At 73.5% G+C, this 26,230-nt stretch carries 19 protein-coding genes; 11 read left to right on the forward strand and 8 right to left on the reverse strand.

Annotation, left to right across the window (positions count from 1 at the left end):
• The first annotated feature begins 353 nt into the window (after positions 1 to 353).
• The 3 genes from ACQPYD_RS01610 to ACQPYD_RS01620 all read left to right on the forward strand — a co-directional run bounded on the left by ACQPYD_RS01610 (position 354) and on the right by ACQPYD_RS01620 (position 3,255).
• Positions 354 to 779: a YciI family protein gene (locus ACQPYD_RS01610; RefSeq protein ID WP_433699459.1), complete on the forward strand. Its 426-nt coding sequence runs from the start codon at positions 354 to 356 to the stop codon at positions 777 to 779.
• Positions 780 to 834: 55 nt separating this feature from the next.
• Positions 835 to 2,097, forward strand: coding sequence for an RNA polymerase sigma factor (locus tag ACQPYD_RS01615; protein WP_433699460.1), 1,263 nt, complete (start codon positions 835 to 837; stop codon positions 2,095 to 2,097).
• A 171-nt stretch (positions 2,098 to 2,268) separates the two neighbouring features.
• On the forward strand, positions 2,269 to 3,255 hold the full coding sequence (locus tag ACQPYD_RS01620; RefSeq protein ID WP_433699461.1) for an NAD-dependent epimerase/dehydratase family protein: 987 nt from the start codon (positions 2,269 to 2,271) through the stop codon (positions 3,253 to 3,255).
• A gap of 70 nt (positions 3,256 to 3,325) precedes the next feature.
• Here the strand turns inward: ACQPYD_RS01620 and ACQPYD_RS01625 are convergent, their stop codons facing one another.
• The 7 genes from ACQPYD_RS01625 to dnaK all read right to left on the reverse strand — a co-directional run bounded on the left by ACQPYD_RS01625 (position 3,326) and on the right by dnaK (position 13,115).
• Complete coding sequence (locus tag ACQPYD_RS01625; protein ID WP_433699462.1) at positions 3,326 to 4,774, reverse strand: BTAD domain-containing putative transcriptional regulator; 1,449 nt, start codon at positions 4,772 to 4,774, stop codon at positions 3,326 to 3,328.
• A gap of 243 nt (positions 4,775 to 5,017) precedes the next feature.
• Positions 5,018 to 5,434, reverse strand: coding sequence for a spore-associated protein A (locus tag ACQPYD_RS01630; RefSeq protein ID WP_433699463.1), 417 nt, complete (start codon positions 5,432 to 5,434; stop codon positions 5,018 to 5,020).
• Positions 5,435 to 5,844: 410 nt separating this feature from the next.
• Positions 5,845 to 8,457 carry an ATP-dependent chaperone ClpB gene (gene clpB, locus ACQPYD_RS01635; RefSeq protein WP_433699464.1) on the reverse strand — a complete coding sequence of 871 codons (2,613 nt, stop codon included), beginning with the start codon at positions 8,455 to 8,457 and terminating at the stop codon, positions 5,845 to 5,847.
• A gap of 85 nt (positions 8,458 to 8,542) precedes the next feature.
• Positions 8,543 to 9,151, reverse strand: a complete 609-nt coding sequence (locus ACQPYD_RS01640; RefSeq protein ID WP_433699465.1) for a heat shock protein transcriptional repressor HspR — start codon at positions 9,149 to 9,151, stop codon at positions 8,543 to 8,545.
• Positions 9,148 to 10,314, reverse strand: a complete 1,167-nt coding sequence (dnaJ, locus tag ACQPYD_RS01645; RefSeq protein ID WP_267947647.1) for a molecular chaperone DnaJ — start codon at positions 10,312 to 10,314, stop codon at positions 9,148 to 9,150. Before dnaJ ends, ACQPYD_RS01640 begins: the two co-directional genes overlap by 4 nt.
• 139 nt (positions 10,315 to 10,453) lie before the next feature.
• Positions 10,454 to 11,224, reverse strand: coding sequence for a nucleotide exchange factor GrpE (gene grpE, locus ACQPYD_RS01650; protein ID WP_433699466.1), 771 nt, complete (start codon positions 11,222 to 11,224; stop codon positions 10,454 to 10,456).
• Positions 11,225 to 11,261: 37 nt separating this feature from the next.
• A complete protein-coding gene (gene dnaK / locus ACQPYD_RS01655; RefSeq protein WP_433699467.1) occupies positions 11,262 to 13,115 on the reverse strand; it encodes a molecular chaperone DnaK in 1,854 nt (617 codons plus the stop codon).
• 688 nt (positions 13,116 to 13,803) lie between these two features.
• Between dnaK and ACQPYD_RS01660 the strand changes: the two genes are divergently transcribed.
• A complete protein-coding gene (locus ACQPYD_RS01660; RefSeq protein ID WP_433699468.1) occupies positions 13,804 to 16,011 on the forward strand; it encodes a (Fe-S)-binding protein in 2,208 nt (735 codons plus the stop codon).
• Between the two features lie 492 nt (positions 16,012 to 16,503).
• On the opposite strand, the gene ACQPYD_RS01665 is transcribed toward ACQPYD_RS01660, so the two are convergent.
• Positions 16,504 to 17,838 (reverse strand): alpha/beta hydrolase fold domain-containing protein, encoded by a 1,335-nt coding sequence (locus ACQPYD_RS01665; protein ID WP_433699469.1) that lies wholly within the window; start codon positions 17,836 to 17,838, stop codon positions 16,504 to 16,506.
• 64 nt (positions 17,839 to 17,902) lie between these two features.
• Here ACQPYD_RS01665 and ACQPYD_RS01670 point away from each other — a divergent pair, with 64 nt between their 5' ends.
• The 7 genes from ACQPYD_RS01670 (at position 17,903) to ACQPYD_RS01700 (ending at position 26,210) form a co-directional block, all read left to right on the forward strand.
• Positions 17,903 to 18,538 carry a TetR/AcrR family transcriptional regulator gene (locus ACQPYD_RS01670; RefSeq protein ID WP_433701916.1) on the forward strand — a complete coding sequence of 212 codons (636 nt, stop codon included), beginning with the start codon at positions 17,903 to 17,905 and terminating at the stop codon, positions 18,536 to 18,538.
• Between the two features lie 77 nt (positions 18,539 to 18,615).
• On the forward strand, positions 18,616 to 19,509 hold the full coding sequence (locus tag ACQPYD_RS01675; protein ID WP_433699470.1) for a LysR family transcriptional regulator: 894 nt from the start codon (positions 18,616 to 18,618) through the stop codon (positions 19,507 to 19,509).
• Positions 19,506 to 20,408, forward strand: coding sequence for a serine hydrolase (locus ACQPYD_RS01680; RefSeq protein WP_433699471.1), 903 nt, complete (start codon positions 19,506 to 19,508; stop codon positions 20,406 to 20,408). The genes ACQPYD_RS01675 and ACQPYD_RS01680 overlap by 4 nt, the downstream gene beginning before the upstream one ends.
• Positions 20,409 to 21,440: 1,032 nt before the next feature.
• Positions 21,441 to 22,439, forward strand: coding sequence for an ABC transporter ATP-binding protein (locus ACQPYD_RS01685; protein ID WP_433699472.1), 999 nt, complete (start codon positions 21,441 to 21,443; stop codon positions 22,437 to 22,439).
• Positions 22,440 to 22,514: 75 nt separating this feature from the next.
• A complete protein-coding gene (locus ACQPYD_RS01690) occupies positions 22,515 to 23,390 on the forward strand; it encodes an ABC transporter permease (RefSeq protein WP_433699473.1) in 876 nt (291 codons plus the stop codon).
• Between the two features lie 379 nt (positions 23,391 to 23,769).
• Positions 23,770 to 25,026, forward strand: coding sequence for a sensor histidine kinase (locus ACQPYD_RS01695; protein ID WP_433701917.1), 1,257 nt, complete (start codon positions 23,770 to 23,772; stop codon positions 25,024 to 25,026).
• Entirely contained in the window at positions 25,023 to 26,210 is a 1,188-nt protein-coding gene (locus tag ACQPYD_RS01700; protein WP_433699474.1) for a sensor histidine kinase, read from the forward strand. Before ACQPYD_RS01695 ends, ACQPYD_RS01700 begins: the two co-directional genes overlap by 4 nt.
• The last annotated feature ends 20 nt before the right edge of the window (positions 26,211 to 26,230 follow it).

Raw genomic sequence — 26,230 nt, forward strand, 5'->3', positions numbered from 1 at the left:
TGCCGGAACTCTACCGAACGGCCCAGGTCGGGCTCCGGGGCGGCCACCGGTATGACCGGTTGTGGCCATGGGGCGGGGGAGGGCGCCCCCGGCCGCGCGGCGGGTGGCGTCCCGTCCGGGGGCGGACCGTCCCGTGCGCGGCGAGCGGTCGCGGAATCCGCGGTCGTCCCGGCCGTTCCGGGTAGTAAGGCCTGGTGAGGCGGATCGACGGGACCGGGGCGGCGGCCCGGGCGGGACTCCCCGAAAAAAGTCGGAGAAAAGTTCGGCCGCCGTGTCGATCCCCCGCCGTTCCGTTCGACGTGTAGACGAGAGCGGGGGAGAGGGACTCCTCCGCCGCACGGGAGGCGAACACCATGCGCTACATGATGTCGATCATGTCCGACCCGCAGGCCGAGGCCGACACGGAGATGACGCCGGAGATCTTCCAGGCGATGGCCGACTACAACGAGGAGCTGGTCAAGGCCGGGGTCCTGCTCGCCGGCGACGGCCTGGCCCCCTCCGAGGAGGCGACCCGGGTCACCTTCTCCGGCGGCCGGACGAACGTCACGGACGGCCCCTTCGCCGAGGCCAAGGAGTTCATCGCCGGCTACTGGATCCTCCAGGTGTCCTCGCACGAGGAGGCCGTGGAGTGGGCCAAGCGCTGCCCGCACGGCGGCGCCGGCGAGACGAGCCTGGTGCTGCGGCGCATCATGGGGACCGACGACTTCGGCGACGAGATGCCCGAGGAGCTCAAGGAGCGCGAGCGCCAGATGCGCGCCCACAACGAGCACGAGGCCTGAAAGGCCGGTTCGTCCGGGCTTGCGGTGGTGTGGCTCATGGTGCTGTCATTGGTCCGTGAGCCACACCGACGCAACCCGCGCGGTCGAGGCGGTCTGGCGTATCGAGTCGGCCCGCCTCGTCGCCGCGCTCACCCGCATGGTCGGCGACGTCGGCCTCGCCGAGGAGTTCGCCCAGGACGCCCTGGTCAGCGCCTTGGAGAAGTGGCCCGGCGAGGGGGTTCCCGACAACCCCGGCGCGTGGTTGACCACCGTGGCCAAGCGGCGGATGCTCGACCGCTGGCGGCGGGACGAGCGCTTCCAGAAGCGGATGGCCGACCTGGGCCGCGACATCGCCGGGCACGACGGACAGGCCGAGTTCGACGCCGTCCTGGAGGAGGACTACGGCGACGACCTCCTCAAGCTGATGTTCGTGTGCTGCCACCCCGTGCTGTCCACCGAGGCGAGGGTCGCGCTCACCCTCCGCCTGCTCGGCGGGCTCACCACGGAGGAGATCGCCCGCGCCTTCCTGGTGCCGGAGTCCACCGTCGCCCAGCGCGTCGTGCGCGCCAAGCGCACGCTCGCCGCCAGGCAGGTGCCCTTCGAGGTGCCGGTCGGGGCGGACCGCGACGCCCGGCTCGCCTCCGTCCTGGAGGTCGTCTACCTGGTGTTCAACGAGGGCTACGCCGCGACCTCCGGCGGTGACTGGATACGCCCCGAGCTGTGCGACGAGGCCATGCGCCTGGGAAGGGTGCTCACCGCGCTGCTGCCGGGGGAGCGCGAGGTGCACGGCCTGGTCGCGCTCATGGAACTGCACGCCTCGCGGTTCCGGGCCCGTGTCGGGCCGGGCGGCGAGCCCGTCCCGCTCGCCGAGCAGGACCGCGCCCGCTGGGACCGCAGGCTCGTCCTGCGGGGGTTACGGGCGCTGAGGCACGCGCTCTCCGCCGACCCGGCCGAACCGCGCGGCCCCTACGCGCTCCAGGCGGCCATCGCGGCCGAGCACGCCCGGGCCGCGACCGTGGAGGACACCGACTGGGCCGGGATCGCGAAGCTGTACGCGGAGCTGACCGCGGTCACCCGGTCCCCGGTCGTCGAACTGAACCGCGCCGTCGCGGTGTCCATGGCGGACGGGCCGGGGCCGGCGCTGGACATCGTGGACTCCCTGAGCGAGGCCGGGGTCCTGGACGGCTACCACCTCCTGGCCGCCGTCCGGGGCGACCTGCTGCTGCGCCTCAGGCGCCCGGACGAGGCGCGGGAGGAGTTCGAGCGCGCGGCGGACCTCACCCTCAACGAGCGCGAGCGCGACCACCTCCGGGGGCGCGCCGTCGCCTGCGCGGGCTGACCGCGGCGGCCGGGCCGGGCCCTCTCCGCGGCCGGTGACCCGGGCGGAACCGGGGGTCGGGCCGAACCGTGCGGCGTGACCCGGGGCCCGCCGGCGCGTCCGGTCACGTGCGGTTCTGCCGAGAGCAGTCACCTCTGGCGTGCCGGGGCGCGAGACGCCAGACTCCTCCCCATGAGACTTCTCGTACTGGGCGGTACCGAGTTCGTGGGACGAGCCGTCGTGGAGGACGCGCTGGGACGCGGGTGGGACACCACCGTGTTCCACCGGGGGACCCGGCCGGCGCCGGAGGGCGCCACCGTGCTGCACGGCGACCGGCTGGCGGAGGGCGGGCTCGCGGAACTGGGGACGGGGGAGTGGGACGCCGTCGTCGACACCTGGTCGGCGGCGCCGAGCGCCGTGGCCGCCGCGGCGAACCTCCTCGCGGACCGTGCCGGGCACTACGCCTACGTCTCCAGCCGCTCCGTCTACACCTACCCCTCACCTGCGGGCTCCGACGAGGACTGGCCGGTGGTGGAGGGGGCGCCGGACGCGGGCGCCACCGACTACGCGAACGACAAGCGGGGCGGGGAGCTGGCCGCGGAGCGGGCCTTCGGGGACCGGGCCCTGTCCGTGCGGGCCGGACTCGTCCTCGGCCCGCACGAGAACGTCGGCCGCCTGCCCTGGTGGCTGAACCGCGTCGCCCGCGGCGGAACGGTCCTGGCCCCCGGCCCGCGCGACCTGGCCCTGCAGTACGTGGACGCGCGCGACCTCGCCGCGTGGACCCTCGACGCGGCGGGGAAGGGCCTGGGCGGCCCGTACAACCTGGTGAGCCCGCCGGGGCACACCACCATGGAGGGGCTGCTGACCGCCTGCGCCGCCGCCACGGGCTCCGACGCGGAGTTCCGCTGGACCGACCCGGACGTCGTCGCGGAAGCGGGCATCCGGCCGTGGACGGACCTGCCGGTCTGGCTGCCGCCGGGCGAGATGCACGAGGCGCTGCACGGCGCCGGCGTCGCCAGGGCGGTCGCGGCCGGTCTGCGCTGCCGCCCGGTGGCCGAGACCGTCACCGACACCTGGGAGTGGCTGCTGTCCGTCGGAGGAGGGGCTCCGCAGCGCGCGGACCGCCCGAGGCCGGGACTGGACCCGGAGGTCGAGGCACGCGTGCTCGCCGCCGGGTGACCCGCGCGTCGCGCCCCGCGGGCGGGACGGCGCTCCTCCGCCGGGAGCGGCGGGACGGCGTGCCCGCCGGTCAGACCGGTCGGGGAGGGCCGACGGCGCCCATGGTGGCGGCGGCCATCCGCAGCGCCAGGGGGAGTCCGCCGCAGCCGCCCGCGATCGCCGGGGCGGCCGAGGGGCCGGAGGCCGGCCCGGCGTCCCCGGCGACGAACCGGAACAGCTCGACGGAGGACTCCTCCGACAGCACGTCGAGCCGGATCCGGACCGCGCCGAACAGCGCCACCAGGTCGGGGAGGTCGCGGCGGCCGGTCACCAGGACCGTGCTGTCCGGTCCGCCCGGGAGGAGCGGGACGACCTGCTCCGCCGACGCGGCGTCGTCCAGCAGGATCAGCAGCCGCCGGTCGGCCGTCATCGAGCGGAACAGCTTGGCGAGCCCCGGGGAGTCCGCCGGCAGCTCGCGCGTGTCGGCGCCGAGGCTGCGCAGCAGCTGGCGCAGGGCGTCGTCGGGTTGCGTCGGCGCCTCGCCGCACGCGGATCCGCGCAGGTCCAGGTACAGCTGTCCGTCGGGGAAGTCCTCCCGCGCGGTGTGGCCCCAATGCAGGGCCAGCGCGGTCTTGCCGACGCCCGCGACCCCCGTGACGAGGAACAGGGAGGCCCGTCCCTCCCGTCCGGCGTCGAGGACGGCGAGCTCCCGGTCCCGCGCCACGAACCCGCGGACGGCGTGGGGAAGCTCCGCCGGGCGGACCGACGGCCCGCGGCGGGTCGGCCCCTCCTCCCGCTCCGGGCTCAGGAGTCCCAGGTGGAGCCGCTGGAGCTGTGCGCCCGGAGCGATCCCCATCTCCCGGGCGAACAGGTCGCGCAGCGACGCGTACGCCTCCAGCGCCTCGCCGGTGCGCCCGCACGAGTGCAGGGCGGACATGAGCAGGGCGACGAAGCTCTCCCGGGTGGGGTGCTCGGAGCAGAGGGTGCGCAGTTCGGGCACGGCGGAGGAGCCCTGCCCGCGTTCGACCTCCACCCCGTACAGCTCCTCCAGGGCGTACAGCCGCGACTCCTCCAGGGCGGGGCGCGCCTTCTCCTCCAGCGGCGCGGTGACCCCGCCGAGGGCCGGGCCGGTCCACAGCGCCATCGCCGAGCGCAGGGTCCGGGCGGCCTGGTCGCGGCGACCCTCGGACCGGTGGACCCGGGCCAGGGCGACGAGCCGCCGGAACTCCTCCGCGTCGGTGGCCCCGGGGGCCGCCAGCAGCTGGTAGCCGTAGCTGTGCCGGACGATCGTCGAGGGGCCCAGGCGCTTGCGCAGTTCGTGGATGTGCACCTGGAGCTGGGGCCGGGCGCTGCGCGGCGGGTCGTCCCCCCAGACGAGGTCGACGAGCCTGTCGTCGGCGACCACCGTGTTCGGCCGCAGGAGCAGGGCCGCGAGGACGGTTCTGCGCTTGGGGCCGCCGAGTGCGACGCGCCGCCCCCCGGAGTGGGCCTCGACCGAGCCGAGCAGCCGGTACCGGATCACTGACAGGTTGGTCTGCACCCCGCGCCCCCTCGCCCCGCGGCGACCCCTGCGCCGCACGGCCGTGGCGGAGCATACGACACGCTGTGCGGCCCGGTCCACAGATCGTCGCGCATACAGGTGACAGGTCCGGAATGCGCCGGATGTTGACCTGCGTCATCGGGTTTCGGTCGTAGGACGGCTGTGCTCACCGCCGGAGCGAAACCGGTACGGGAGTGATCCGGCGGGGTCGGGCGGCCCGGCGTCCGGGCCGCCCGAACGGGGTCAGCCGCAGTTCGTGCCGCGCTTGCCGCCCTCGGTGCCGCTGATGCGGCCCATCCAGTCCACGCACCGCCCGGACGCGTTCAGGTAGATCGGGCCCGCGTAGCTGGTGAAGTAGTCGCCCTCGTACACGTCCCAGTGGCCGCCCGCCGGGCTGATCGACAGGCCCGCCTCGATGATGACGGCCGACCCCGCGGAGTTGCGCTTGGTGACCACGCAGTTGCGGCCGTTGGAGTTGTTGTAGGTCAGGAAGACCGTGCCCTTGGTCCCGACGGCGGCCGAGTTGACCACGGAGTAGCCGCTGCCGCACTCGCCCCCGTAGGAGGCCGCCGCGGCGGGCGCGGCCGTGGCGAGCAGGCCGGTCGCCGCGAGGCCCGCGGCGGCTGCGACGGAGGCGGTCTTGCGGAGGAGCTTCCTCATGATTCGTGTCCCATCGTGGGCCCGAGCGGATACGCGGAGTGCCGGACCGCCCCGGTCGGTCCCGTCACCGGGGCGCCCTTCGTGGTGCGGGTGCGGGGAGAGGCTGACAGAGGCCGCTTCGTGTCGGCTTCACCCCTGCTTGCGTCCCGTCCGGGGGCCGGGCCCCCGCTCGAACCGACGTCGTCGGCGCCGTAGGACATGGGCACTCGCGCCTTCCACCGTCACGCGTCGTCCGGTGGCTCGCCGCCGGGTGAGCAGGGGCTGCGGTGGGCCCGGCCCGGGGCGGACGACCGCCCCTCCCGGGGCGTCCGGCACACGGCGGGGGCCGCCCCCGACCGGGGGCGGCCCCCGCCGCCTCTGCTCCGTGCCCGTCCCCGCCGGGCCCCGCGGCCCCCGCGCGCGGGGCCCGGTCAGGCCGCGGGAGCGTCGCCCCGGCGCACGGTCACCCGCAGCTTGTCCGAGACGTCGTCCACGTCCACGACCGCCGTGTCGCCCTCGGACAACGAGCCCGAGAGCAGCTCACGCGCCAGGGGGTCGCCGATGGTGGACTGCACCAGGCGGCGCAGCGGACGCGCGCCGTAGTTCGGGTCGTAGCCCGTCAGCGCCAGCCACTCCCGCGCGCCCGGTGTGACGTCCAGGCCGAACCGCCGGTCGGCCAGGCGCCCGGCCAGCTTGTCCACCTGCAGGTCCACGATCCGCGTCAGGTCGGCCGTGGACAGGGCGTCGAACATGATCACGTCGTCCAGCCGGTTCAGGAACTCCGGCTTGAAGGTCGCCCGCACCACGTCCATGACGCGGTCCCGGCGCACCGACTCCTCCAGCGACTGGTCCACCAGGAACGGCGACCCCAGGTTGGAGGTGAGGATGAGGATCGTGTTGCGGAAGTCGACCTGGCGGCCCTGCCCGTCGGTCAGGCGGCCGTCGTCCAGCACCTGGAGCAGGGTGTCGAACACCTCCGGGTGCCCCTTCTCCACCTCGTCCAGCAGCACGACCGTGTACGGGCGGCGGCGCACCGCCTCGGTCAGCTGGCCGCCCTCCTCGTACCCCACGTATCCGGGGGGCGCGCCCACCAGGCGCGACACGGAGTGCTTCTCGGAGTACTCGCTCATGTCGATGCGCACGATCGCGCGCTCGTCGTCGAACAGGAACTCCGCCAGCGCCTTGGCCAGCTCGGTCTTGCCCACGCCCGTCGGCCCGAGGAACAGGAACGAACCCGTCGGCCGGTCCGGGTCGGAGATCCCCGCCCGAGCCCGGCGCACCGCGTCCGACACCGCCACGACGGCGTCCCGCTGGCCGATGATCCGCGAGCCCAGCTCGTCCTCCATGCGCAGCAGCTTGGAGGTCTCGCCCTCCAGCAGCCGCCCGACGGGGATGCCGGTCCACGCGGACACCACGTCGGCGACCTCGTCGGCGCCGACCTCGTCCTTGACCATGGTGTCGCCGCTCTGGGGCGCCGCGCTCTCCTCGGCCTTGGACGCCTCCTCGACCTGCTTCTCCAGCTGCGGGATGTCCCCGTACATGAGCCGGGAGGCCTCGCCGAAGTCGCCCTCGCGCTGCGCCAGCTCGGCGCGCGTGCGCAGGTCGTCCAGCTGGCCCTTGAGCTCGCCGAGCCGGTTGAGCCCGGCCTTCTCCTGCTCCCACCGCGCCACGAGGCCGGTGAGCTGCTCCTGGGTGTCGGCGAGGTCGGAGCGGAGCCGCTCCAGCCGCTGCACGCTGGCCGGGTCGGACTCCTTCTCCAGCGCCATCTCCTCCATCTTCAGGCGGTCGACGGTGCGCTTGAGCTCGTCGATCTCCACCGGGCTGGAGTCGATCTCCATGCGCAGCCGGGACGCGGCCTCGTCGATGAGGTCGATGGCCTTGTCCGGCAGGAAGCGGGCGGTGATGTAGCGGTCGGACAGGGTCGCGGCGGCCACCAGCGCCGCGTCGGCGATCTGGACCTTGTGGTGGGCCTCGTAGCGGCCCTTGAGCCCGCGCAGGATCGCGATCGTGTCCGCCGCCGACGGCTCGCCCACCATGACCTGCTGGAACCGGCGTTCGAGCGCGGGGTCCTTCTCGATCTTCTCCCTGTACTCGTCCAGGGTGGTCGCGCCGACCATGCGCAGCTCCCCGCGCGCCAGCATGGGCTTGAGCATGTTGCCCGCGTCCATGGCGCCCTCGGCGGCGCCCGCGCCGACCATGGTGTGCAGCTCGTCGATGAAGGTGATGACCCGGCCCTCGGACGCCTTGATCTCGGAGAGCACCGACTTGAGCCGCTCCTCGAACTCGCCCCGGTACTTGGCGCCCGCCACCATCGCGGACAGGTCCAGGCTGACCAGGCGCTTGCCGACCAGCGACTGCGGCACGTCCCCGGCCACGATGCGCTGGGCGAGCCCCTCGACGACGGCGGTCTTGCCGACGCCGGGCTCACCGATGAGCACGGGGTTGTTCTTGGTGCGGCGGCTGAGCACCTGGACGACCCGGCGGATCTCCCCGTCGCGTCCGATGACCGGGTCGACCTTGCCCTCGCGGGCGCGTTCGGTGAGGTCGACGCCGAACTTCTCCAGCGCCTTGTAGGTGTCCTCGGGGTTCTCGGTGGTGATCTTCCCCGTCCCGCGCACCCGCTCGAACGCCTCCAGGAGCGCGTCGGGGGTCGCCCCCGCCTCGGTGAGCAGCCGTGCGGCCTCGCCGCCGTCGGTGGCGAGCCCCACCAGCAGGTGCTCGGTGGAGACGTACTCGTCCTCCATCTGCTGGGCGCGCTGCGCCGCCGTGTTGATGGAGACGATCAGCTGGCGCGACGAGCTGGGCGAGCTGACCGTGGACCCCGCGGCCCTGGGCAGGGCGCCGACGGCGGCCTCGACCTTGTCCTTGAGGGTGTCGGGGTTGGCGCCGACCTCCTTGAGCAGCGGACGGGTGATCCCCTCGGGCTGGTCGAGGAGGGCCGCCAGCAGGTGCGCGGGCTCGGTCTGGGGGCTGCCGTCCGCGGTGGCGCGGCGGATGGCCACCGACAGAGCCTCCTGGCTCTTCTGGGTGAGCTTGTAGTTCATGTTCGGTGACTCCTAGAAAAACTAATGTCACTCACAGTGATGTTCGGTGGCCGACCTCGACCCCCGGCGGTGGGGCGGACGTCCCTCAGTCCCGCCCGTTCTCCGTGCGGCCCCTCTCGGTGCCGCCGGTCCCGCGCTGCGGGCCCTCCTGCCCGGGGCCGCCCTGCCCGGGGACCCCCGGTCCGGCGGCGCCCCGGCCGGGAGCGCCCGGCTGGCCGGGGGAGCCCGGCCCCGCGTCGCGGGGCTCGTCGTCGCCCCCGGCGGCGCCGAAGGGCTCGGCGGTGTTGAAGATGGTCACACGGGTCCGGCGCACCAGCTCGCCGCGGACCGCGGGCCCCGGTTCGGGGCGGGCCGGCCTGCCGCGCCTGGACACCGCCCGCCGGGCCGCCTCCAGCTCGTTCGCCACATGGAAGATCTGCTCGCGCAGCTGCTCGACCTCGTGCTGCAGCTCGAGGATCCGCTTGATCCCGGCGAGGTTGATGCCCTCCTCCTGGGACAGCCGCTGCACCTCGCGCAGCGTCTGCACGTCGCGCATGGAGTAGCGGCGCCCCCGGCCGGACGCCCGGCCGGGGGAGACGATCCCCAGCCGGTCGTACTGCCTCAGGGTCTGCGGGTGCATCCCCGCGAGTTCGGCGGCCACCGAGATCACGTAGACCGGGGCGTCAGCGCCGAAGGAGTCGTTCACGTCGTTCACGCACCCTTCGCCCGCGCCTCGAGTCCGTCACGCGGGTCGTAGTCGGACGTCGCGGCGCGGAACTTCTCCAGGGCCTCGCGCGCGTCCCCGCTGAGCGTTTTCGGCACCGCCACCTCGATCGTGACGAGCATGTCGCCCGCGGTGCCGTCCTTGCGGGTCGCGCCCTTGCCGCGCACCCGCAGCTTGTGACCGTTCTGCGTGCCCGGCGGGACCTTCACGGTCACCGGGAAGCCGTTGAGCGTCGGGATGCGGACCTCCGCGCCGAGCACCGCCTCGGGGAAGCTCACCGGCACGGTGATCGTCACGTTGTCGCCGCTCCTGCCGAACACCGGGTGCTCCTTCACGTGGACGACGACGTAGAGGTCACCCGCCGGACCGCCGTTCTCGCCCGGCGCGCCCTTGCCCTTGATCCTGATCCGCTGGCCCTCGGTCACCCCGCCCGGGATACGGGTCTGGATGGTGCGGGTGCTCTTGCCGCGCCCGCTGCCGTTGCAGGTGGCGCAGGGGTCGTCCACGACCAGGCCGCGGCCCTTGCACTCGCTGCACGGCTCGGACAGCGAGAAGCCGCCCAGGTTGGTGTTCTCGTGCCCGGTGCCGGAGCACTTCGGGCACATCCGCGGGGCCGTGCCGAGCTTGGCGCCCGTGCCCTTGCAGGTGGGACACGCCTCCTCGCTGGTCAGCTGGAAGGAGCGCGTGACCCCGTCGGCCGCCTCGCGGAAGGTCAGCGTGGTCTCGGTCTCGACGTCCGCGCCGCGCCGGCTGCGCGTCGCCCCGCCGCCCCGGCCGCGGTTGCCGAACAGGCCGCCGAAGATGTCGCTCAGGCGCTCACCGCCCGCGCCGCCACCGCCCCCGGAGGTGCCCTGGCCGAACAGGTCGCCCATGTCGAACCCGCCCGGCCCGGTGCCGCCGCCCGGGCGGTACGACCCCCCGAACAGCGATCTCGCCTCGTCGTACTCCTTGCGGCGCTTGTCGTCCGACAGGACGTTGTACGCCTCGGAGACCTCCTTGAAGCGGTCCTCCGCCTTGGGGTCGTCGGTGTTCGCGTCGGGGTGGCTCTCCCGGGCCAGCTTGCGGTAGGACTGCTTGATCTCGTCCTTCGAGGCGGTCTTTGAGACTCCGAGGACCTTGTAGTAGTCCTTCTCCAGGTAGTCCTTGGTGCTCATCGACTGGTGCCTTCTCCCCGCTGGTGCCGGTTGCGTCCGATGGTTCCACGTGACCCCGGCCCGTGGCGGGCCGGGGTCCGACTCCGGCCGTGACCTCCGCGCGAGCGGCGGTCACGGCCGGAGGTCACGGGCGTGCCCGCTACTTGCTGTTCTCCTCGCCACCGGACTCGGCCGCGGTGTCGGCCTCGTCCGCTCCGGGGGCCCCGCCGTCCTCGGCGGCTCCGGCCGGGGCCTCGCCGCCGTCGACCGGGTCCCCGACGACCACGCGGGCCGGACGGAGGATCCTCTCACCGATGCGGTACCCGGGCTGGAACACCTCGATCACCGACTGTACGGAGATGTTGGGGACCGGCACCAGGGTGAGCGCCTCGTGGATGTTCGGGTCGAACTCGTCGCCCTGGTCCGCGTAGCGCTCCAGGCCCAGCTTGGTGACGGAGGCCTCCAGGGCCTCGCCCACCGCCTTGAACCCGCCGTTGAGCTCGTCGTGGTCCCGCGCCCGGCCGATGTCGTCCAGGATCGGCAGGAGTTCGCCGAGGACCTGGGCGGTCGCCGTCTCGCGGACCGCGACGCGGTCGCGCTCGACGCGCTTGCGGTAGTTGGAGTACTCCGCCTGCACGCGCTTGATGTCGTTGGTCAGCTCGATGACCCGCTCGTCCGCGTTGATCGCGTCCGTGACCACGGATTCCGGAGTGTCCGGAATCTCGGGGAAGTCCTCCAGCTCGGCCTCGACGACGTCCTCGTCGGAGTCGTCCGGCGCGGCGGCGGGCTCCTCGGGGGCGGTGGCCCCCTTGGGCTCGCGGACCTCACCGGTCTCGGGGTCGATCCGGCGGTTGTCGCGGATCACCGGGCCCTGCCTCTCCTCACCGTCACCGGTGTCGGAGTTGTTCTTGTTGTTGTCCGACGGTGCCATGTCCGACGTGCCCTCCTTCCTCGACTCGACCTGGGGCTCAGGACTGCTGGCTGCCCTTGCCGTTGTCCTCGTCGACGATCTCGGCGTCCACGACGTCGGTGTCGTCGGCGGAGTCGGAGGCCGAAGCGCCGGCGTCGCCCTCGGCGCCGCCCTGCTGGCCCTGGCTGTAGATCGCGGAACCGATCTTCTGGCTGGCCAGCGCGACCTTCTCGCTCGCGGAGCGGATGGCCTCGACGTCGGTGCCCTCGAGGGCGGTCTTCAGCTCGGCCACCGCGGCCTCGGTCTCGGAGCGCACGTCCGCCGGGATCTTGTCCTCGTTGTCCTTGATGACCTTCTCGGTCTGGTAGACGAGGGACTCGGCGTTGTTGCGGACCTCGGCCTCCTCGCGGCGCTTGCGGTCCTCCTCCGCGTACTGCTCGGCGTCGCGGACCATCTTGTCGATGTCGTCCTTGGACATCGCGGAGCCGCCGGAGATGGTGACGGACTGCTCGCGGCCGGTGCCCAGGTCCTTCGCGGTGACGCTGACGATGCCGTTGGCGTCGATGTCGAAGGCGACCTCGATCTGCGGGACGCCGCGCGGCGCCGGGGGCAGGCCGGTGAGGTCGAAGACGCCCAGCTTCTTGTTGTACTGGGCGATGTCGCGCTCACCCTGGTAGACCTGGATCTGCACGGACGGCTGGTTGTCGTCGGCCGTCGTGAAGATCTCGGAGCGCTTGGTCGGGATGGTGGTGTTGCGCTCGATGAGCTTGGTGAACACCCCGCCCTTGGTCTCGATGCCCAGCGACAGCGGGGTCACGTCCAGGAGCAGGACGTCCTTGACCTCGCCCTTGAGCACGCCGGCCTGGAGCGCGGCGCCGATCGCCACGACCTCGTCCGGGTTGACGCCCTTGTTGGGCTCCTTGCCGCCGGTCATCTCCTTGACCAGGTCGGCGATGGCGGGCATACGGGTCGAGCCGCCCACCAGGACCACGTGGTCGATCTGGTCGACACTGATCCCCGCGTCCTTGATGACCTGCTGGAACGGCGTCTTGGTCCGCTCGACCAGGTCGGAGGTCAGGCGCTGGAACTCGGCGCGGGAGAGCTTCTCGTCCAGGTGCAGCGGGCCCTCGGCCGAGGCCGTGATGTAGGGCAGGTTGATGCCCGACTCGCTGGAGCTGGACAGCTCGATCTTGGCCTTCTCCGCGGCCTCGCGCAGGCGCTGCAGGGCCATCTTGTCCTTGGACAGGTCCACGCCGTTGGAGTTCTTGAAGCGCTCGACCAGCCAGTTGACGATCGCCTGGTCCCAGTCGTCGCCGCCGAGGTGGTTGTCGCCGTTGGTCGCCTTGACCTCCACGACGCCGTCGCCGACCTCCAGCAGGGAGACGTCGAAGGTGCCGCCGCCCAGGTCGTACACCAGGATGGTCGCCTCCTCCTCCTTCTCCAGGTGGTAGGCGAGGGCGGCCGAGGTCGGCTCGTTGATGATGCGCAGGACGTTGAGGCCCGCGATCGTGCCGGCCTCCTTGGTGGCCTGGCGCTGGGAGTCGCTGAAGTAGGCGGGGACGGTGATGACCGCGTCGGTCACGTCCTCGCCGAGGTAGGCCTCGGCGTCGCGCTTGAGCTTCTGGAGCACGAAGGCGCTGATCTGCTGGGGGTTGAAGGTCTTGTCGTCGATCTTCACCGTCCAGTCGGTGCCGATGTGGCGCTTGACCGAGCGGATGGTGCGGTCGACGTTGGTGACCGCCTGGCGCTTGGCGACCTCGCCGACGAGGACCTCGCCGTTCTTGGCGAAGGCGACGACGGACGGGGTGGTACGGGAGCCCTCGGCGTTGGCGATGACCGTCGGCTCGCCGCCCTCCAGGACCGCGACACACGAGTTCGTCGTACCGAGGTCGATTCCGACCGCACGAGCCATGGTTGCTTCCTCCGTCAAAGTTGAGTCGTTCAGGCGTAAGTTTGCTTCGTCGAGCGAGGGCTGTCAAGTCAGTTGAGTCGACCAGACTCAAGTTGGTTCCTACGCCCTGACAACGGCCGGACGAGCCGGGATGTTCCCGACCTGGGCACTCCCCACGAGGAAGATGGGGGAACCCCGGGACAACTCGGGGACATCCTTGACCTGGAAACCAGGGGAGGTCAGGGGCGTCCGGGGGTAGCCCCGGCGGCTCCGTACGGCGGGGGCGGGGGCGGGGGTGCGGGTCCCCGCCGGGGGCGGGGCGTCCGGTCCGGCCGTCCACAGGACCCGGGTTCCCGGTTGCCCCCGCCCCCGCCGTGGCCCAACCTGGGATCGGGGGAGATCCCTGGTGGTCCCACCGATGCCCGGGGCGCCCGCCGGTGTCCGCGGTCCGCTACATATAGGGGGAGGCGCGGTGTGTCCGGGGTCGTCCCGGGCGCACCACCGTGGTTCTGTTGCGTCGGCGCCCGCGGGCCTCGGCGCGGGCGGGCGCCGCGGTGCCGGTCCGCACCGGAAGGGGCGTCTGCCGGGCCCGCGCCCGGCGCCGGGGCGATCCGGTGGCTGGTGCGCGATTACCCGCTAGTAACATAAGTTCCGACCGCCGGTGTGTGGCGCACCGGTCGACGAGAAGCAGGATGGGAGGCCACGGACGATGCATCCTCTGTACTTGACGCTGGGCATCATCACCTCGGTCTTCGCCGTGGTCGCGTTCACCATGTTCGCTCTGGCCGTCCGCCAGATCGTGCGAACCGTGGGTGTGGGCCGTGCGGTGGAGCCCGAGCGCAAGGGGCCGTTCGGACAACGGTTCACCATGACGGTCATCGAGATCCTCGGGCACGGGCGCATGCTCAAGCGGCCGTGGATCGGCGTCGCGCACTGGTTCGTGATGGTCTCCTTCCCCCTCCTCGTCTTCACGGTCGTGGAGGCGCAGGGCGAGGTCTTCGACCCCCACTTCGCGCTGCCGGTCATCGCCGACTGGACGATCTACGGCCTGGCGGTCGAGTTCATCGCCGGGGCCAGCCTCGTCGGCATCCTGGGCCTGACCGCCTACCGGTTCGTCAACCGCCCCGCGCGGATCGGCCGCGCGTCCCGCTTCATGAACTCCAAGCACTGGACCGCTTACTACGTCGAGGCGTACATCATCGGCCTGATGTTCGCGATCTTCGTGATCCGCGGCTTCAAGGTCGCCTCCGACACCTTCCCGTTCCCGGTCTGGGCGACCCCGATCTCCCACGCCGTGGGCGCGCTCCTGCCCGGCGACCCGTCCATCGCCGACCCCGGCATCGCCCTGGTCGCCGCGTTCAAGCTGATCCTCAGCTACGCGTTCTTCGCCGTGCTGGCGCTCAATCTCACCATGGGCGTGGCCTGGCACCGCTTCATCGCGCCGGTCAACATCTACTTCAAGCGCAACGCCGACGGGAAGCCGACCCTCGGCGCGGCCAAGCAGATGATGGACAAGTCGGGCACCAAGCCCCTCGACTTCGAGGAGGCCGACCCGGACGAGGACCCGTTCGGCGCGGGCAAGATCGAGGACTTCACCTGGAAGGGCCTCCTCGACTTCAGCAGCTGCACCGAGTGCGGCCGCTGCCAGTCGCAGTGCCCCGCCTGGAACACCGGCAAGCCCCTCTCGCCCAAGAAGGTCATCCTCGACCTCCAGCGGCACGCGTACGAGAAGGCCCCGTACCTCCTCCAGGGCATCACCGAGGAGACCCTCGCCGAGAAGCCCGACGAGAGCCACGCGGGCGTGGACGTCCTCGCACTCCTCAACAAGCCGCTGGTCGGCACCGAGGAGGAGGGCGGCGTGATCCACCCCGACGAGCTGTGGGCCTGCACCAACTGCGGCGCCTGCGTCGAGCAGTGCCCGGTCGACATCGAGCACATCGACCACATCCTCGACATGCGCCGCTACCAGGTCATGGTCGAGTCCAACTTCCCGTCCGAGGCCAACACGCTCCTCAAGAACCTGGAGAACAAGGGCAACCCCTGGGGCATGGCCGAGGACCGGCGCATGGACTGGATCGCCGAGCTGGCCTCCCAGGAGAACCCGGTCGAGGTCCAGGTCGTCGAGGACAAGCTGCCCGAGGGCACCGAGTACCTGTTCTGGGTCGGCTGCGCCGGGGCGCTGGAGGACCGGGCGAAGAAGACCACCAAGGCCATCGCCGAACTGCTGGACATCGCGGGCGTCAGGTTCGCCGTCCTGGGCGGCATGGAGGCCTGCACGGGCGACCCCGCCCGCCGCCTGGGCATGGAGTACGTCTTCCAGATGCTCGCGCAGCAGAACGTGGAGACGCTCAACGACGCCGGCGTCACGAAGATCGTGGCCAGCTGCCCCCACTGCTTCAACACCCTCGCCAACGAGTACCCGCAGCTCGGCGGCACCTACGAGGTCGTCCACCACAGCCAGCTGCTGGCCAAGCTGGTGGAGGAGGGGCAGCTCACCCCGGTCAACTCCGTGGATGAGAACATCACCTACCACGACCCCTGCTTCCTGGGCCGCCACAACAAGGTGTACACGCCGCCGCGCGACATCATGGCCCAGGTGCCCGGGGTCAAGACCCAGGAGATGCACCGCCACAAGGAGCGGGGCTTCTGCTGCGGCGCGGGCGGCGCCCGCATGTGGATGGAGGAGCGGATCGGCAAGCGCATCAACACCGAGCGGGTGGACGAGGCGCTGACCACCAACCCCGACACCGTCTCCACCGCCTGCCCGTTCTGCCAGGTCATGCTCGGCGACGCGATCAACGAGAAGAAGTCGCAGGGCGAGGCCAAGGAGACGCTCGAGGTCGTGGACGTCTCCCAGCTGCTCCTGCGCTCGGTCCGGGGCGAGGCGCCCAAGGAGGCCGAGGCCGCCGACGCCTGACCGTCGGCACGCGCCCCCGCCGTCGGCGGGGGCGGGGAGGGGCCGGGCCCGGGGCGCGGGGGTTCTCGCGATCGGAGCCCGGCCCCTCCGGCGTTCCCCCGACGCCCGCGGAGCCCGGGCGGAGCGGTGCCGAGCAGGGCTGACGCCGTGGCGGGGCCGCGTTCCGGGGCAGCGTTCCGGCGGGGGCGGGGCCTGTCCGGCGTCGGGGAGGGCGCCCCGTGCCCGGGGCCGGGGTCGTCCGGCGGCGTCGTCCACAGCCTGTGGACAGCGCACCGCATCGCGCTACCCCGACCCGTCCCGCTCCGTCCCGCCTCGCTCTGCCTCGCCCTGTCCCGCTCCGTCCCGCGTCGGCCGCGTCCGGCGCGGAGGCGCACGCGGCTCCGCGGCTACGAGCCCGCGGGGCCCTCGGCCCGCCGCCGGCCCGCCGCTCCCCGACCCGTCCCGGGCGGACCGGGGCGGGAGGGCCGGGACGGGAGGGCCGGGCCCCGGGGGTCACGGGGCGAGGTGCTCGGCGAGGAAGCCGTCGAGGGTGTGCCGGGTGAGCTGGCTCGCGAATCCGCCCCAGTTCAGGTCGAACATGTGCTCCGCCCAGGGGATCTCCAGGTACCGGTGCGCGACCCCGGCCTCGTCCAGCCGGGCGGCCATGCGGCGGTTGTCCTCCGTGCCCAGGAACAGGTCGTGGCCCGACATGACCAGCAGGGTGGGCGGGCTGTCGGCCGACACCTGGTGGAGGGGGGAGATGAGTTCGTACTCCTCGGGGACCTCCTCCGGGGTCCCGCCCATCATCCGGACGGAGCCCTCGTCCAGGTCGTCGCCGACGGGGGAGTGGCGCTGCCGCCACGGCGCTTCGGGGGCCCCGTCGGTTCCGTCGGCGACGGAGTACCAGGCCACGACCGCGTCCGGGGCCGTCTCGGGGACGTCGCAGCTCGGCGGGATCTCCTCCGCCGACGTGTACCCGGCGAGCAGCGCGAGCAGGCCGCCCGCGGACTGGCCGGTGACGGCGACCCTGTCCGGGTCCGCCCCGTACTCCTCCGCGTGCGCGCGGGCCCAGCCGACGGCGCACTTGACGTCGGAGACGGGCGCGGACCAGTCACCGTCCGGGAAGTACCGGTAGTCGACGTCGAACACCACGCGACCGCCGTCCGCCAGCCACGCGTCCCAGCGGGGGAGGAGGCTCTGCGGCAGGTCGTCGGCGCCTCCGTGGACGTTCACCACGATGGGCAGCGGTGCGTCGTCCTCCCTCCGCTCCGGTTCCCACACGTCGAGGACCAGTTCCTCCGCGGCCTCGGGGGCGCCGCTGCCCGCGGGATCGGCGATCTCCTCCCCGGACTCGTCGAGCCGCAGGTAGACGCGCGTCTCGGGTTCACGGTCGGCGCTGGTGGACAGGCCCGCGGTGTACTCGGCGAGGCTGAGCCGCGCCCCTTCGGCGCGCGCGGTGGACCAGATCGCGGCGGGGGGCGCCAGGGCCGCGGCGAGCACGGCCGCGTTGGCCGCGGCGGCGACCGCCGCGAGCCGTCGCCGCCCCCGGCCGGACGGGGGGCCCGGCGCCGGGGCCCCGTCCCGCTCCCGGGGGCTCCGGCCCCGGGAGCGGGACAGGACGGTGAGGGCGATCAGCAGCCCCGCTGCGGCCGGTACGGCGAACACCAGACTGAACTCCAGCGCCAGCAGCGCGTACTGCCACGCGTCCCACGACGGCGGCGGCAGCAGCACGAGTGCGGCGGCCGCCGCTCCCGGAAGGGCGGTGATGCACGCGGTGGCGAGGGCGGCCCTTCGTCCGGCGGAGGCGAACCGCCGTCGGACGGCGCCGCGTTCGTGTGGGTGGTCCATGCGTCCTCCATTCGATACGTTCGTATCGATACGAGTGTATCGAATCGTGGGGGTGTGCCACAATGTGGCCGTGCCCAGGTACGTAGACAGGGAAGAACGCCGCCGGAGGGTGGCCGCGGCGCTCCACCGGATCGCCGCCCGCGAGGGTCTCGAGGGCGTCAGCATCCGGACCGTCGCCGCGGAGGCGGAACTGTCCGCGGGGGCCGTCCAGCGCGACTTCGGCACCAAGGAGGACCTGCTCCGCTTCGCGCTCCGCGAGGCGCTGGCGGCGGTGTCCGCCCGGATCTCCCGTGTGCGCATCGGCCCCGGGAAGCTGACCTTCGCCGAGGGGCTGCGCCAGGTCCTGCTCGACCTGCTGCCCACGGACGGCGACCGCCTGGCCGAGGCCCGCGTCTGGTCCGCGTTCTACGCGCGCGCCTCCGTGGACGCCGACTTCGCCGAGGTCCTCGCCGAGCTCGACGCCCAGGCCCGCACCGCCCTCCGTGCCGCCCTCGGGTACGCCGCGGAGCAGGGGGAGCTCGCGCCGGGCCAGGACGTCGACTCCCTCGTGGAGCTGCTGCTCGTCCTCGTCGACGGGATCTGGCTCAGCGCCGCCCGCCGTCCGCCGGGCACGTCCCTGGATCCCCAGCGGAGGGCGATCGACGCGGCCGTCGGCGCCGTCGCCTCCCGGTCGCCGGGCGGCCCCGCCACCCCCGGCTGACCGCCCGCGACCGTCGGCCGATGCGCTCCCCGGAGGCAGGGGTCCTTTCCATGCCGAAAGGTCATAGGGTGGCCGGCATGGACCTCGTCGGCGCCTGCAAGGCTTTCGTGAACGTGAGCGACAGGGGCAGCTTCACCCTCGGCGCCGCAGCCGCCCGCATCCCCCAGCCCGTGGCCAGCCGGCGCATCGCGGCCCTGGAGAGCCACCTGGGGGCGCGGCTGTTCGACCGCTCCACCCGTCGGGCCGTCCTCACCCGCTTCGGACGCGACATGCTCCCGTCCGCCCGGCGCCTGGTCCAGTTGGCGGAGGAGATGGAGCACGACGCCGAGCGCGCCGCGCTGCGGCCCCTGCGCCTCGCCGTGCCGGACGTCTGCGCCACCCGCGACCTCGCGGCGCTCGGCGCCGAGGCCCGAAGGGAGGGCGTGCACCTGGACTTCCGGCCCGCACCGCCGGCCGTCCGGACCGAGCTCCTGGGCTCTCGCGAGGTCCGGGCCGCGCTGACGGGCACCCCGCCGGGCGAGGGGGCCTGGACCGTGCCCCTCGGACTGGCGAGCGCAGCGGAGCCCCGGGTCGGCTCCTTCCACATGGAGACCCTGCGCGTGGACCGCGGCAGGTCGGCCGTGCGGGGCCGACGCGTCTGGATCCAGCCCGAGGACGACGTCCCCCACGTCCGCGACCCCCTGAACCGGCTGCGGGACGCCGTCGGGCTGAGACCCGCCCAGGTCTCCGTGGCCGCCTCCCTGGCCTCCGCCGCCGCAGAGGCGCTGGGCTCGGACGACCTCCTCCTGTGCTCACGGCGGCAGGCCGGCGACCTGGGGCTGCACTGGCGCCCGATCGGCGGGATCGGCCTCGCCCGCGGCTACGACGTGGCCGCCGACAGCGGCGAGGAGGCCGAGCGGCTGCGTTCGCTCCTCGGCCGCGGCATAGCCCGCTGCCTGGGCGCGCCGGACGGTCGGGAGGAGTCCGAGTGAGCGCCACCGCACTGGTCCGGGACCTGCGCCGCGAACTCGACGAGGGCGGGCTGCGGGGATCGTTCCTCGTCCGGGACCTCGACACGGGCGAGGAGCTGGGCATCGAGCCCGAGCTGGAGTTCTCGACCGCCTCGCTCGTCAAGGTGCCGCTCGCCATCGCCACGCTCGAACGCATCCGGGCCGGCGAGATCGACGGCGCCGAGCAGGTGCTCGTGCAGCCGGGCCGGAGCGACCTCCCGATGCACACGGGGATGAGCAGGTTCCGCCACCCCGCGAAGGTCAGCGTCGAGGACCTCCTGTACCTCAGCACGTGCCTGAGCGACAACACCGCCGCGGACACCCTCTTCGAGGTCACCCCGCCCGAGAGGGTCGACGCCTGGCTCCGCTCCGCGGGACTGCGCGGCATCACCGTCCGGCACAAGCTCCGCGACCTCAACGAGACCCCCGCCGACCGGCTCGGACCCGACCAGGCGCACCTGGCGCACTCCCTGGCCATCGGGGAGGGCACGGCGGGGCGCGGGCACCGCATCCCGCAGCTCGACGTGACCCGGGCCAGCTCCGGCTCGGCCCGGGCGTTCACCGACCTGCTGGAGGCCCTGTGGCGGCCCTCGGTGATCGATCCGGGGATCGCCGCGCGGGTGCGGGAGCTCATGCGCGGCAACGTGCTGCGCCACCGCCTCGCCCCGGACTTCACCTCCGACGCGTCCACCTGGTCGTCCAAGACCGGCACCCTGCTGAACCTGCGCCACGAGTTCGGCGTGGTCGAGCACGCGGACGGCCAGGCGTTCGCGGTGTCGGTGCTCACCGAGTCGCGGGTGCCCGCCGTCCACCAGCCCGGGGCCGAGGCACTCATGGCCCGTGTGGCCCGTTCCCTGCGCGACCACCTCCGCGCCTGGTGAACCCCGCGCCGCCGTGACCGGTCCTCCGGCCCGTGGCGCGAGGGCTTCCGCGCCGCGGGCACGGCGCACCCGCACCCGCACCCGGGGGAGCGGCGCTCCGACCAGGTCGCCGTCACCACGCGCTATCCACCCGCCCCCGCGCCCGGGGAGCGGCCGCCCCCCCCGGGGCGCGCCCTTCCGGAGGAAAGGCAGGGGGACCCGGGGCGGCGCCGTGAAACTCCGGTGTGTTCCGGTGCGGCGCCTTTCCCGGAACGGAGCCGTTTCGCCGGGGATCCGCCCCTCGGCGCGGTTCGGAAGAAACGGGACGGTCGGCGCCCCGGCCCCGGATCCGCGTGCGGAACCGCCGTTTCGGGCGGGCCCGCCGGGAAGGCGGACGGCATCGGCGGCGGGCCGGGCGGAAGCCGTCGCCCCGGGGCCGCCGGGGCCCGGCGAGCTGCGCCGGGGCCGCCCCCGGCGCGTGGGCGGTCGGTACCCGCGGGGCGGTCGCGCGGACGCTCCGCCCCGGACCGGTTTCCCCGGGAGGACGTTTTCCGCGAAACGAACTCACCGGTACGGGGATTCCTCGCATGAAACTTTCTCATGAATGCCGTTCTCCCTACGCGGAAGCCGGTCTTCGTGTAGAACTCTTGTCGACACCGCGCGCAGGTGTCGGTCCGTTCCGAGCATGCCGGAACGGACAAAACCGCCCTCGGGTGGACACGGTCGGATACAGGGCGGGGACGCGGTCGGGGGCCGCTCCCCACCGGTCCGGCCGACCCGCCCGGCGGGGGAGGGGACCGGTCGGTGCACCGGCCGGGAACCCGGGGTCAGCGGACACGCCCGACGCGAGTGATGAGGGGGCCGGGCGCGCACGCTGACACCGCGGGCCGCCCGCACGCGAGCCAGGGGGACCGGACGTGTGCGGGTGGCCGCGTCGTGCCCCGCGTCCTGCCCGGATGACATTTGTCAGTGCGGGGGCCGGGAGGTTCCGCACCGGCAGCCGGTGACAACGGCGTCTGTCCCGTGCGCCCGTCCCCGCGGGAACCTGGACGCATGACGACGACAGCGAACCCAGCCCAGGCCCACGACACCGCCCCGGACGCCACCGGGCCCGCGGTGGTCGTCCGGGACCTGCGCCAGCGCTACGGGTCCTTCGAGGCGGTCCGGGGCGTCTCCTTCGAGATCCACCCTGGAGAGCTCTTCGCGCTCCTGGGCACGAACGGCGCCGGGAAGACGACGACCATCGAGACGCTGGAGGGCTTCCGCAAGCCCAGCTCCGGCACGGTCCGGGTCTTCGGCGCCGACCCCTACGGCCAGCCGGTCGGCGTCCGGGAGCGCACCAACGCGGTCCTGCAGGGCAGCGGCCTGCTGGAGGACCTGACGGTCGGGGAGACCGTCTCCCTCGCCCACGACCTCGCCGCCGCCCCGCGCGACGCCGAGGAGGTCCTGGGCCTGGTGAACCTCCTGGACAAGCGCCGGGTCGCCGTCCGCCAGCTGTCCGGCGGCCAGAAGCGCCGGCTCGACCTCGGACTCGCCCTCGTCACCAGCCCCGAGGTCCTGTACCTGGACGAGCCGACCACCGGCATGGACCCGGAGGCGCGCCAGGAGACCTGGCGCATCATCGGCGACCTGAAGAGGGACGGGGTCGCGATCCTCCTCACCACGCACTACCTGGAGGAGGCGGAACGGCTCGCCGACCGGCTCGCGATCATGCACCGGGGCGAGGTGCGGGTCGAGGGGACCCTGGCCGGGGTCCTCGCCGGGTGGGGGGACCGGGTGAGCTTCCTGCTCCCCGAGGACGTGCGCACGGGGGACCTGCCGAGCCTGCCCGGGGCCGAGGTGGCCGTGGAGACGCGCGACCACTCCCTGTGGGCCACGTACACCGTCCTGGACGGCGACGTCGCCGACCGGGCCCACCACGCCGTCGCGGCGCTCATCGGATGGGCCGCCGGGAACGGGACCACGCTCAAGAACCTCCAGGTGCGCGGCGCCTCCCTGGAGGACGTGTTCCTCCGGGTCGCGGACGGCGCGGCGGACCTCGTCCAAGACTGAGCACCCCGCGCCGCGTGAGCGGCCGCCGAGCACACCCCCGGCCCCCGGGCCACCCCACGACGTACGGAGCACACCATGACCACACCCACCGCGGCCACCGCGGCCACCGCGGCCGCCGGGGCCGCAGCGGCCCCGGGGCGGCCCCGGCCCACCATCGGCCGATTCCGGCAGGCCGCGCGCCTGACCCGGACCGAGTTCACCCTGTTCGTGCGGTACAAGACCGCGTGGATGTTCCTGGCCCTGCCCATGTTCCTGCTCGTGGTCTCCCTGGGGATGGAGTCCTACGAGGTCTTCCCCGGGGTGGACAGCACCGCGATGTCGATGGCGGGGATGCTCGGCAGCATCGGCCTGATCGTCGGCCTCGGGCACGCCTCCAACGTGTTCACGGCGCGCCGGGAGGCGCTGGTGCTCAAGCGGCTCCGGGTGAGCGGGGTGCCGCAGGCGGCGATCTTCGGCGCCGTCATCGGCGTGGTGGCCCTCTTCTCGCTGCTGGTCGCCGTGCTGATGACCGCCGTGACCTCCGCGTTCACCGGATCGATGCCGCAGGACCCGGTGATGCTGCTGGTGGCGGTGCTGCTGAGCACCGTGCCGATGACCCTGCTCGGCCTGCTGGTCACCCCGATGGTGCGCAACGCCGAGGCCGCCCAGATGGCGGCGATGGTGCCCATGATGATCCTGCTGTTCCTGGGAGGGCTGTTCATCCCGCTGGGCATGCTGCCGGACCCCCTGCGGGAAGCGATGATGCTGCTGCCGGTCGCGCCGGTCACCCTGATGGCCCAGGCCGCCTTCACCGGCTACGACGTGTTCGGCGGGTTGGAGGCGGCGACGCAGCCCGGCTACCTCGGGCTGTGGGCGGCCGCGCTCCCCTCGATCTGCGTCGTGCTCGCGTGGACCGCGGTCCTGGCGCTGCTGGTGCGCAGGTTCTTCAAGTGGGACCCCCGCCAGCCGTGACCGGGGGCGGGGCCCGGGGAGCGGGGCGGCCGGGGACGGACGGCCGCCTCCGCGCCCCCGAGCGGGCGGGCACGGCGGCAGCCGGTGATCTGGCCGGGGAAGAAGGAGCCCCTGCCCCCGGGCGGGCACGGCAGTCCATGGAGCGGACCCCGCCCATGAGCAGGACCCCCGCGCCCCCGCGCGGGCGAACACGGCGGTTCAGATGGCGATGCGGCCGTAGGCGCCCCGCTCCCCGACCGGCGGCGGGTTCCCGTCACGGAGCCCTTCCCACCACCCTGGCAGGATGGTGGGGGCCGCACCAGTGCGTTCCGGAGCCTGTGGACGACGGGGCCGGCGCAGGCCGGGACGCCGGGTCGGACACGCGGAGGGGACCGTGGGCATGGTGGAAGGGGACGTCGGCCTGGACGGCGTGAGCGCGAGGAACGCGAGGCGGCTGAGGATCGCCCGGGCGATCACCGTCTGGTCGACGTACCCGCTGGCTCTGGCCCAGGCCTTCTGGGCCGCGATCGACGCCGACTACCTGTCGGACGTCGGCCTCCCCCCGTGGATCGCCGCCGTGGCGGCCGTCCCGGCCGCGGGCTCGGGCGTCCTGCTCGTCCTCCTCGTCCGGGGACGCGTCGACGGCCCGCGCGCCGCCGACCGCCGCCTGGTCGTCTGGTCGCTCGTCCTGAGCTGTGTCTCCTTCGCCCTGGTCCAGAGCCTCGTCAACTCCGCCCTGGTCCTGGCGACCTGGTGGGGGGTGGCCGCGAACGCCGTGCCGTCCCGGACGAGCCGGCACCTGGGCCTGGCGCTCGCGGCCCTGAGCTGGCTCAAGGCGCTCACCCTGCCCCTGGTCCTGGGGATCCCGCCCCTCGCCTTCACCGTCACCTGGGTGTTCGGCGTCGGCTTCGCGCTGCTGTTCCGGTTCCTCTTCGCCTCGACCTTCTGGCTGTGGGACATCACCGACGACGCGATCCGCGGGCAGGCGGCGCGCGCCCGGCTGGCGGTGACCGAGGAGCGGCTCAGGTTCGCCCGCGACATGCACGACCTGCTCGGCCACAGCCTGTCCGCCCTGGCGGTCAAGGCCGAACTGGCCGGCCGGCTCGCCGAGCGCTCCCCGGACCGCGCCAGGACGGAGATGTCCGAGGTGCAGGACCTGGCCCGCTCGGCACTGCAGCAGGTGCGCGGGGCGGTGAGCGGCTACCGCGAGGTGGACCTGGCCGGGGAGGTCGCCTCCGTGGGCGGCGTCCTCGAGGCGAACGGGACCAGGGTGGCCGTCAGCGGCCTGGACGGCCCCGACCTGCCCCCGCGGACCGCGGCCCTGGCCGCGTGGGTGGTGCGGGAGGGCGGCACCAACGTGCTCCGGCACAGCGACGCCTCCCGGTGCTCGGTCTCGTTCTCCCGGCTGCCGGGTCGGCACGACCGGCCGGCGGCGCTGGTGGTGGAGGTGTTCAACGACAGGGCGAGGAGCGGCGGCGAGCGCGGGACCTCCTCGGGCAGCGGGCTGGCGGGCCTGTCCGAACGCGTCTCCCTGGGCGGCGGGTCCCTCTCGGCCGCGCGCACGAAGGACGGCGGCTTCCTGCTCCGGGCGGTCCTCCCCCTGGAGGTCGGCGCCGGGGCGGGGCCCGCCTCCGAACACGGGGAGGGCCGTCGATGAACCGCGGGATCGATCCCGCCGAGAGCCGGCAGACCGAGCGCAAGCTCCGCGTGGCCCGGCGCATCATCCTCGGCTCGATGCTGTTCGTCCTCCTCGTCCTGGTCGGCCTGCCCCTGACGGAGCTGACGCTCGGGACCGACAAGGTCGCGCTGTGGAGGACCCTCCTGGCGGAGGCGGTCGCCGTCCCCCTCGGCGTGGCCCTGATGGCCATGTTCCGGGACCGCATGGACGGGCGGCGCGACCCGCGGCCCTGGCTCTACTGGGGCTCGATCGCGATGGCGGCGGTCGCCGCCGCGGCCCTCCAGGTCCCCATCAGCGGCATGTTCTTCCTCGGCGCGTGGTGGGCCGTCGGGGTCTTCGTGGCCTCCCGGAGGCGTGGCGCGGCCGTCAGCGCGCTCCTGCTCGCGCTCCCCTGGGCGCTGATCCCGTTCAGCCCCGTGGATGTCCGGTTCGTGCCCTTCCTCGTGACCTGGGCCGTCTCGATCGCGTGGGCGCTCATGCTCTCCGCGGGCTCGCTCGCGTCCCTCTGGCTGTGGGACGTCACCAACGACGCCGTGAAGGGCCAGAGGGCCAGGGCGCGGCTGGCGGTGACCGAGGAGCGGCTCCGGTTCGCCCGGGACATGCACGACCTGCTCGGCCACAGCCTGTCGGCCCTGGCGGTCAAGGCGGAGCTGGCGAGCAGGCTGGTCGACCGCGCGCCCGCACGGGCCGCCGCCGAGATGGAGGAGGTGCACGAACTCGCCCGCAAGGCGCTGCAGCAGGTCCGCACCGCCGTCAGCGGGTACCGGGAGGTCGACCTCGCGGAGGAGGTGGCGTCGGTCGGCGCGGTCCTGGCGGCCAACGGCACCGCCGTGTCCGTCACCGGCCTGGAGGGTCTGTCCCTGCCGCCGGACCGGGAGTCGCTGGCCGCGTGGGTGGTGCGGGAGGGCGTCACCAACGTGCTCCGGCACAGCGACGCCACCGTGTGCGAGATCGCCTTCACCCGGGCGAAGGACACCGCCGTGGGCCGGGCCCTGGTGGTGGAGGTGTCCAACGACGGGGCGCGCGACGGCGGCGAGCGCGGGACCTCCTCGGGCAGCGGGCTGGCGGGCCTGTCCGAACGCGTCTCCCTGGGCGGCGGCTCCCTGTCGGCCGCGCGCACGAGGGGCGGAGGCTTCCTGCTCCGGGCCGTCCTGCCCCTGTGAGGGGGTTCCGCCGGTCCGCC

The sequence above is a fragment of the Nocardiopsis sp. CA-288880 genome, assembly GCF_050955985.1.
In the GTDB taxonomy this organism is placed as follows: Bacteria; Actinomycetota; Actinomycetes; order Streptosporangiales; family Streptosporangiaceae; genus Nocardiopsis; species Nocardiopsis tropica.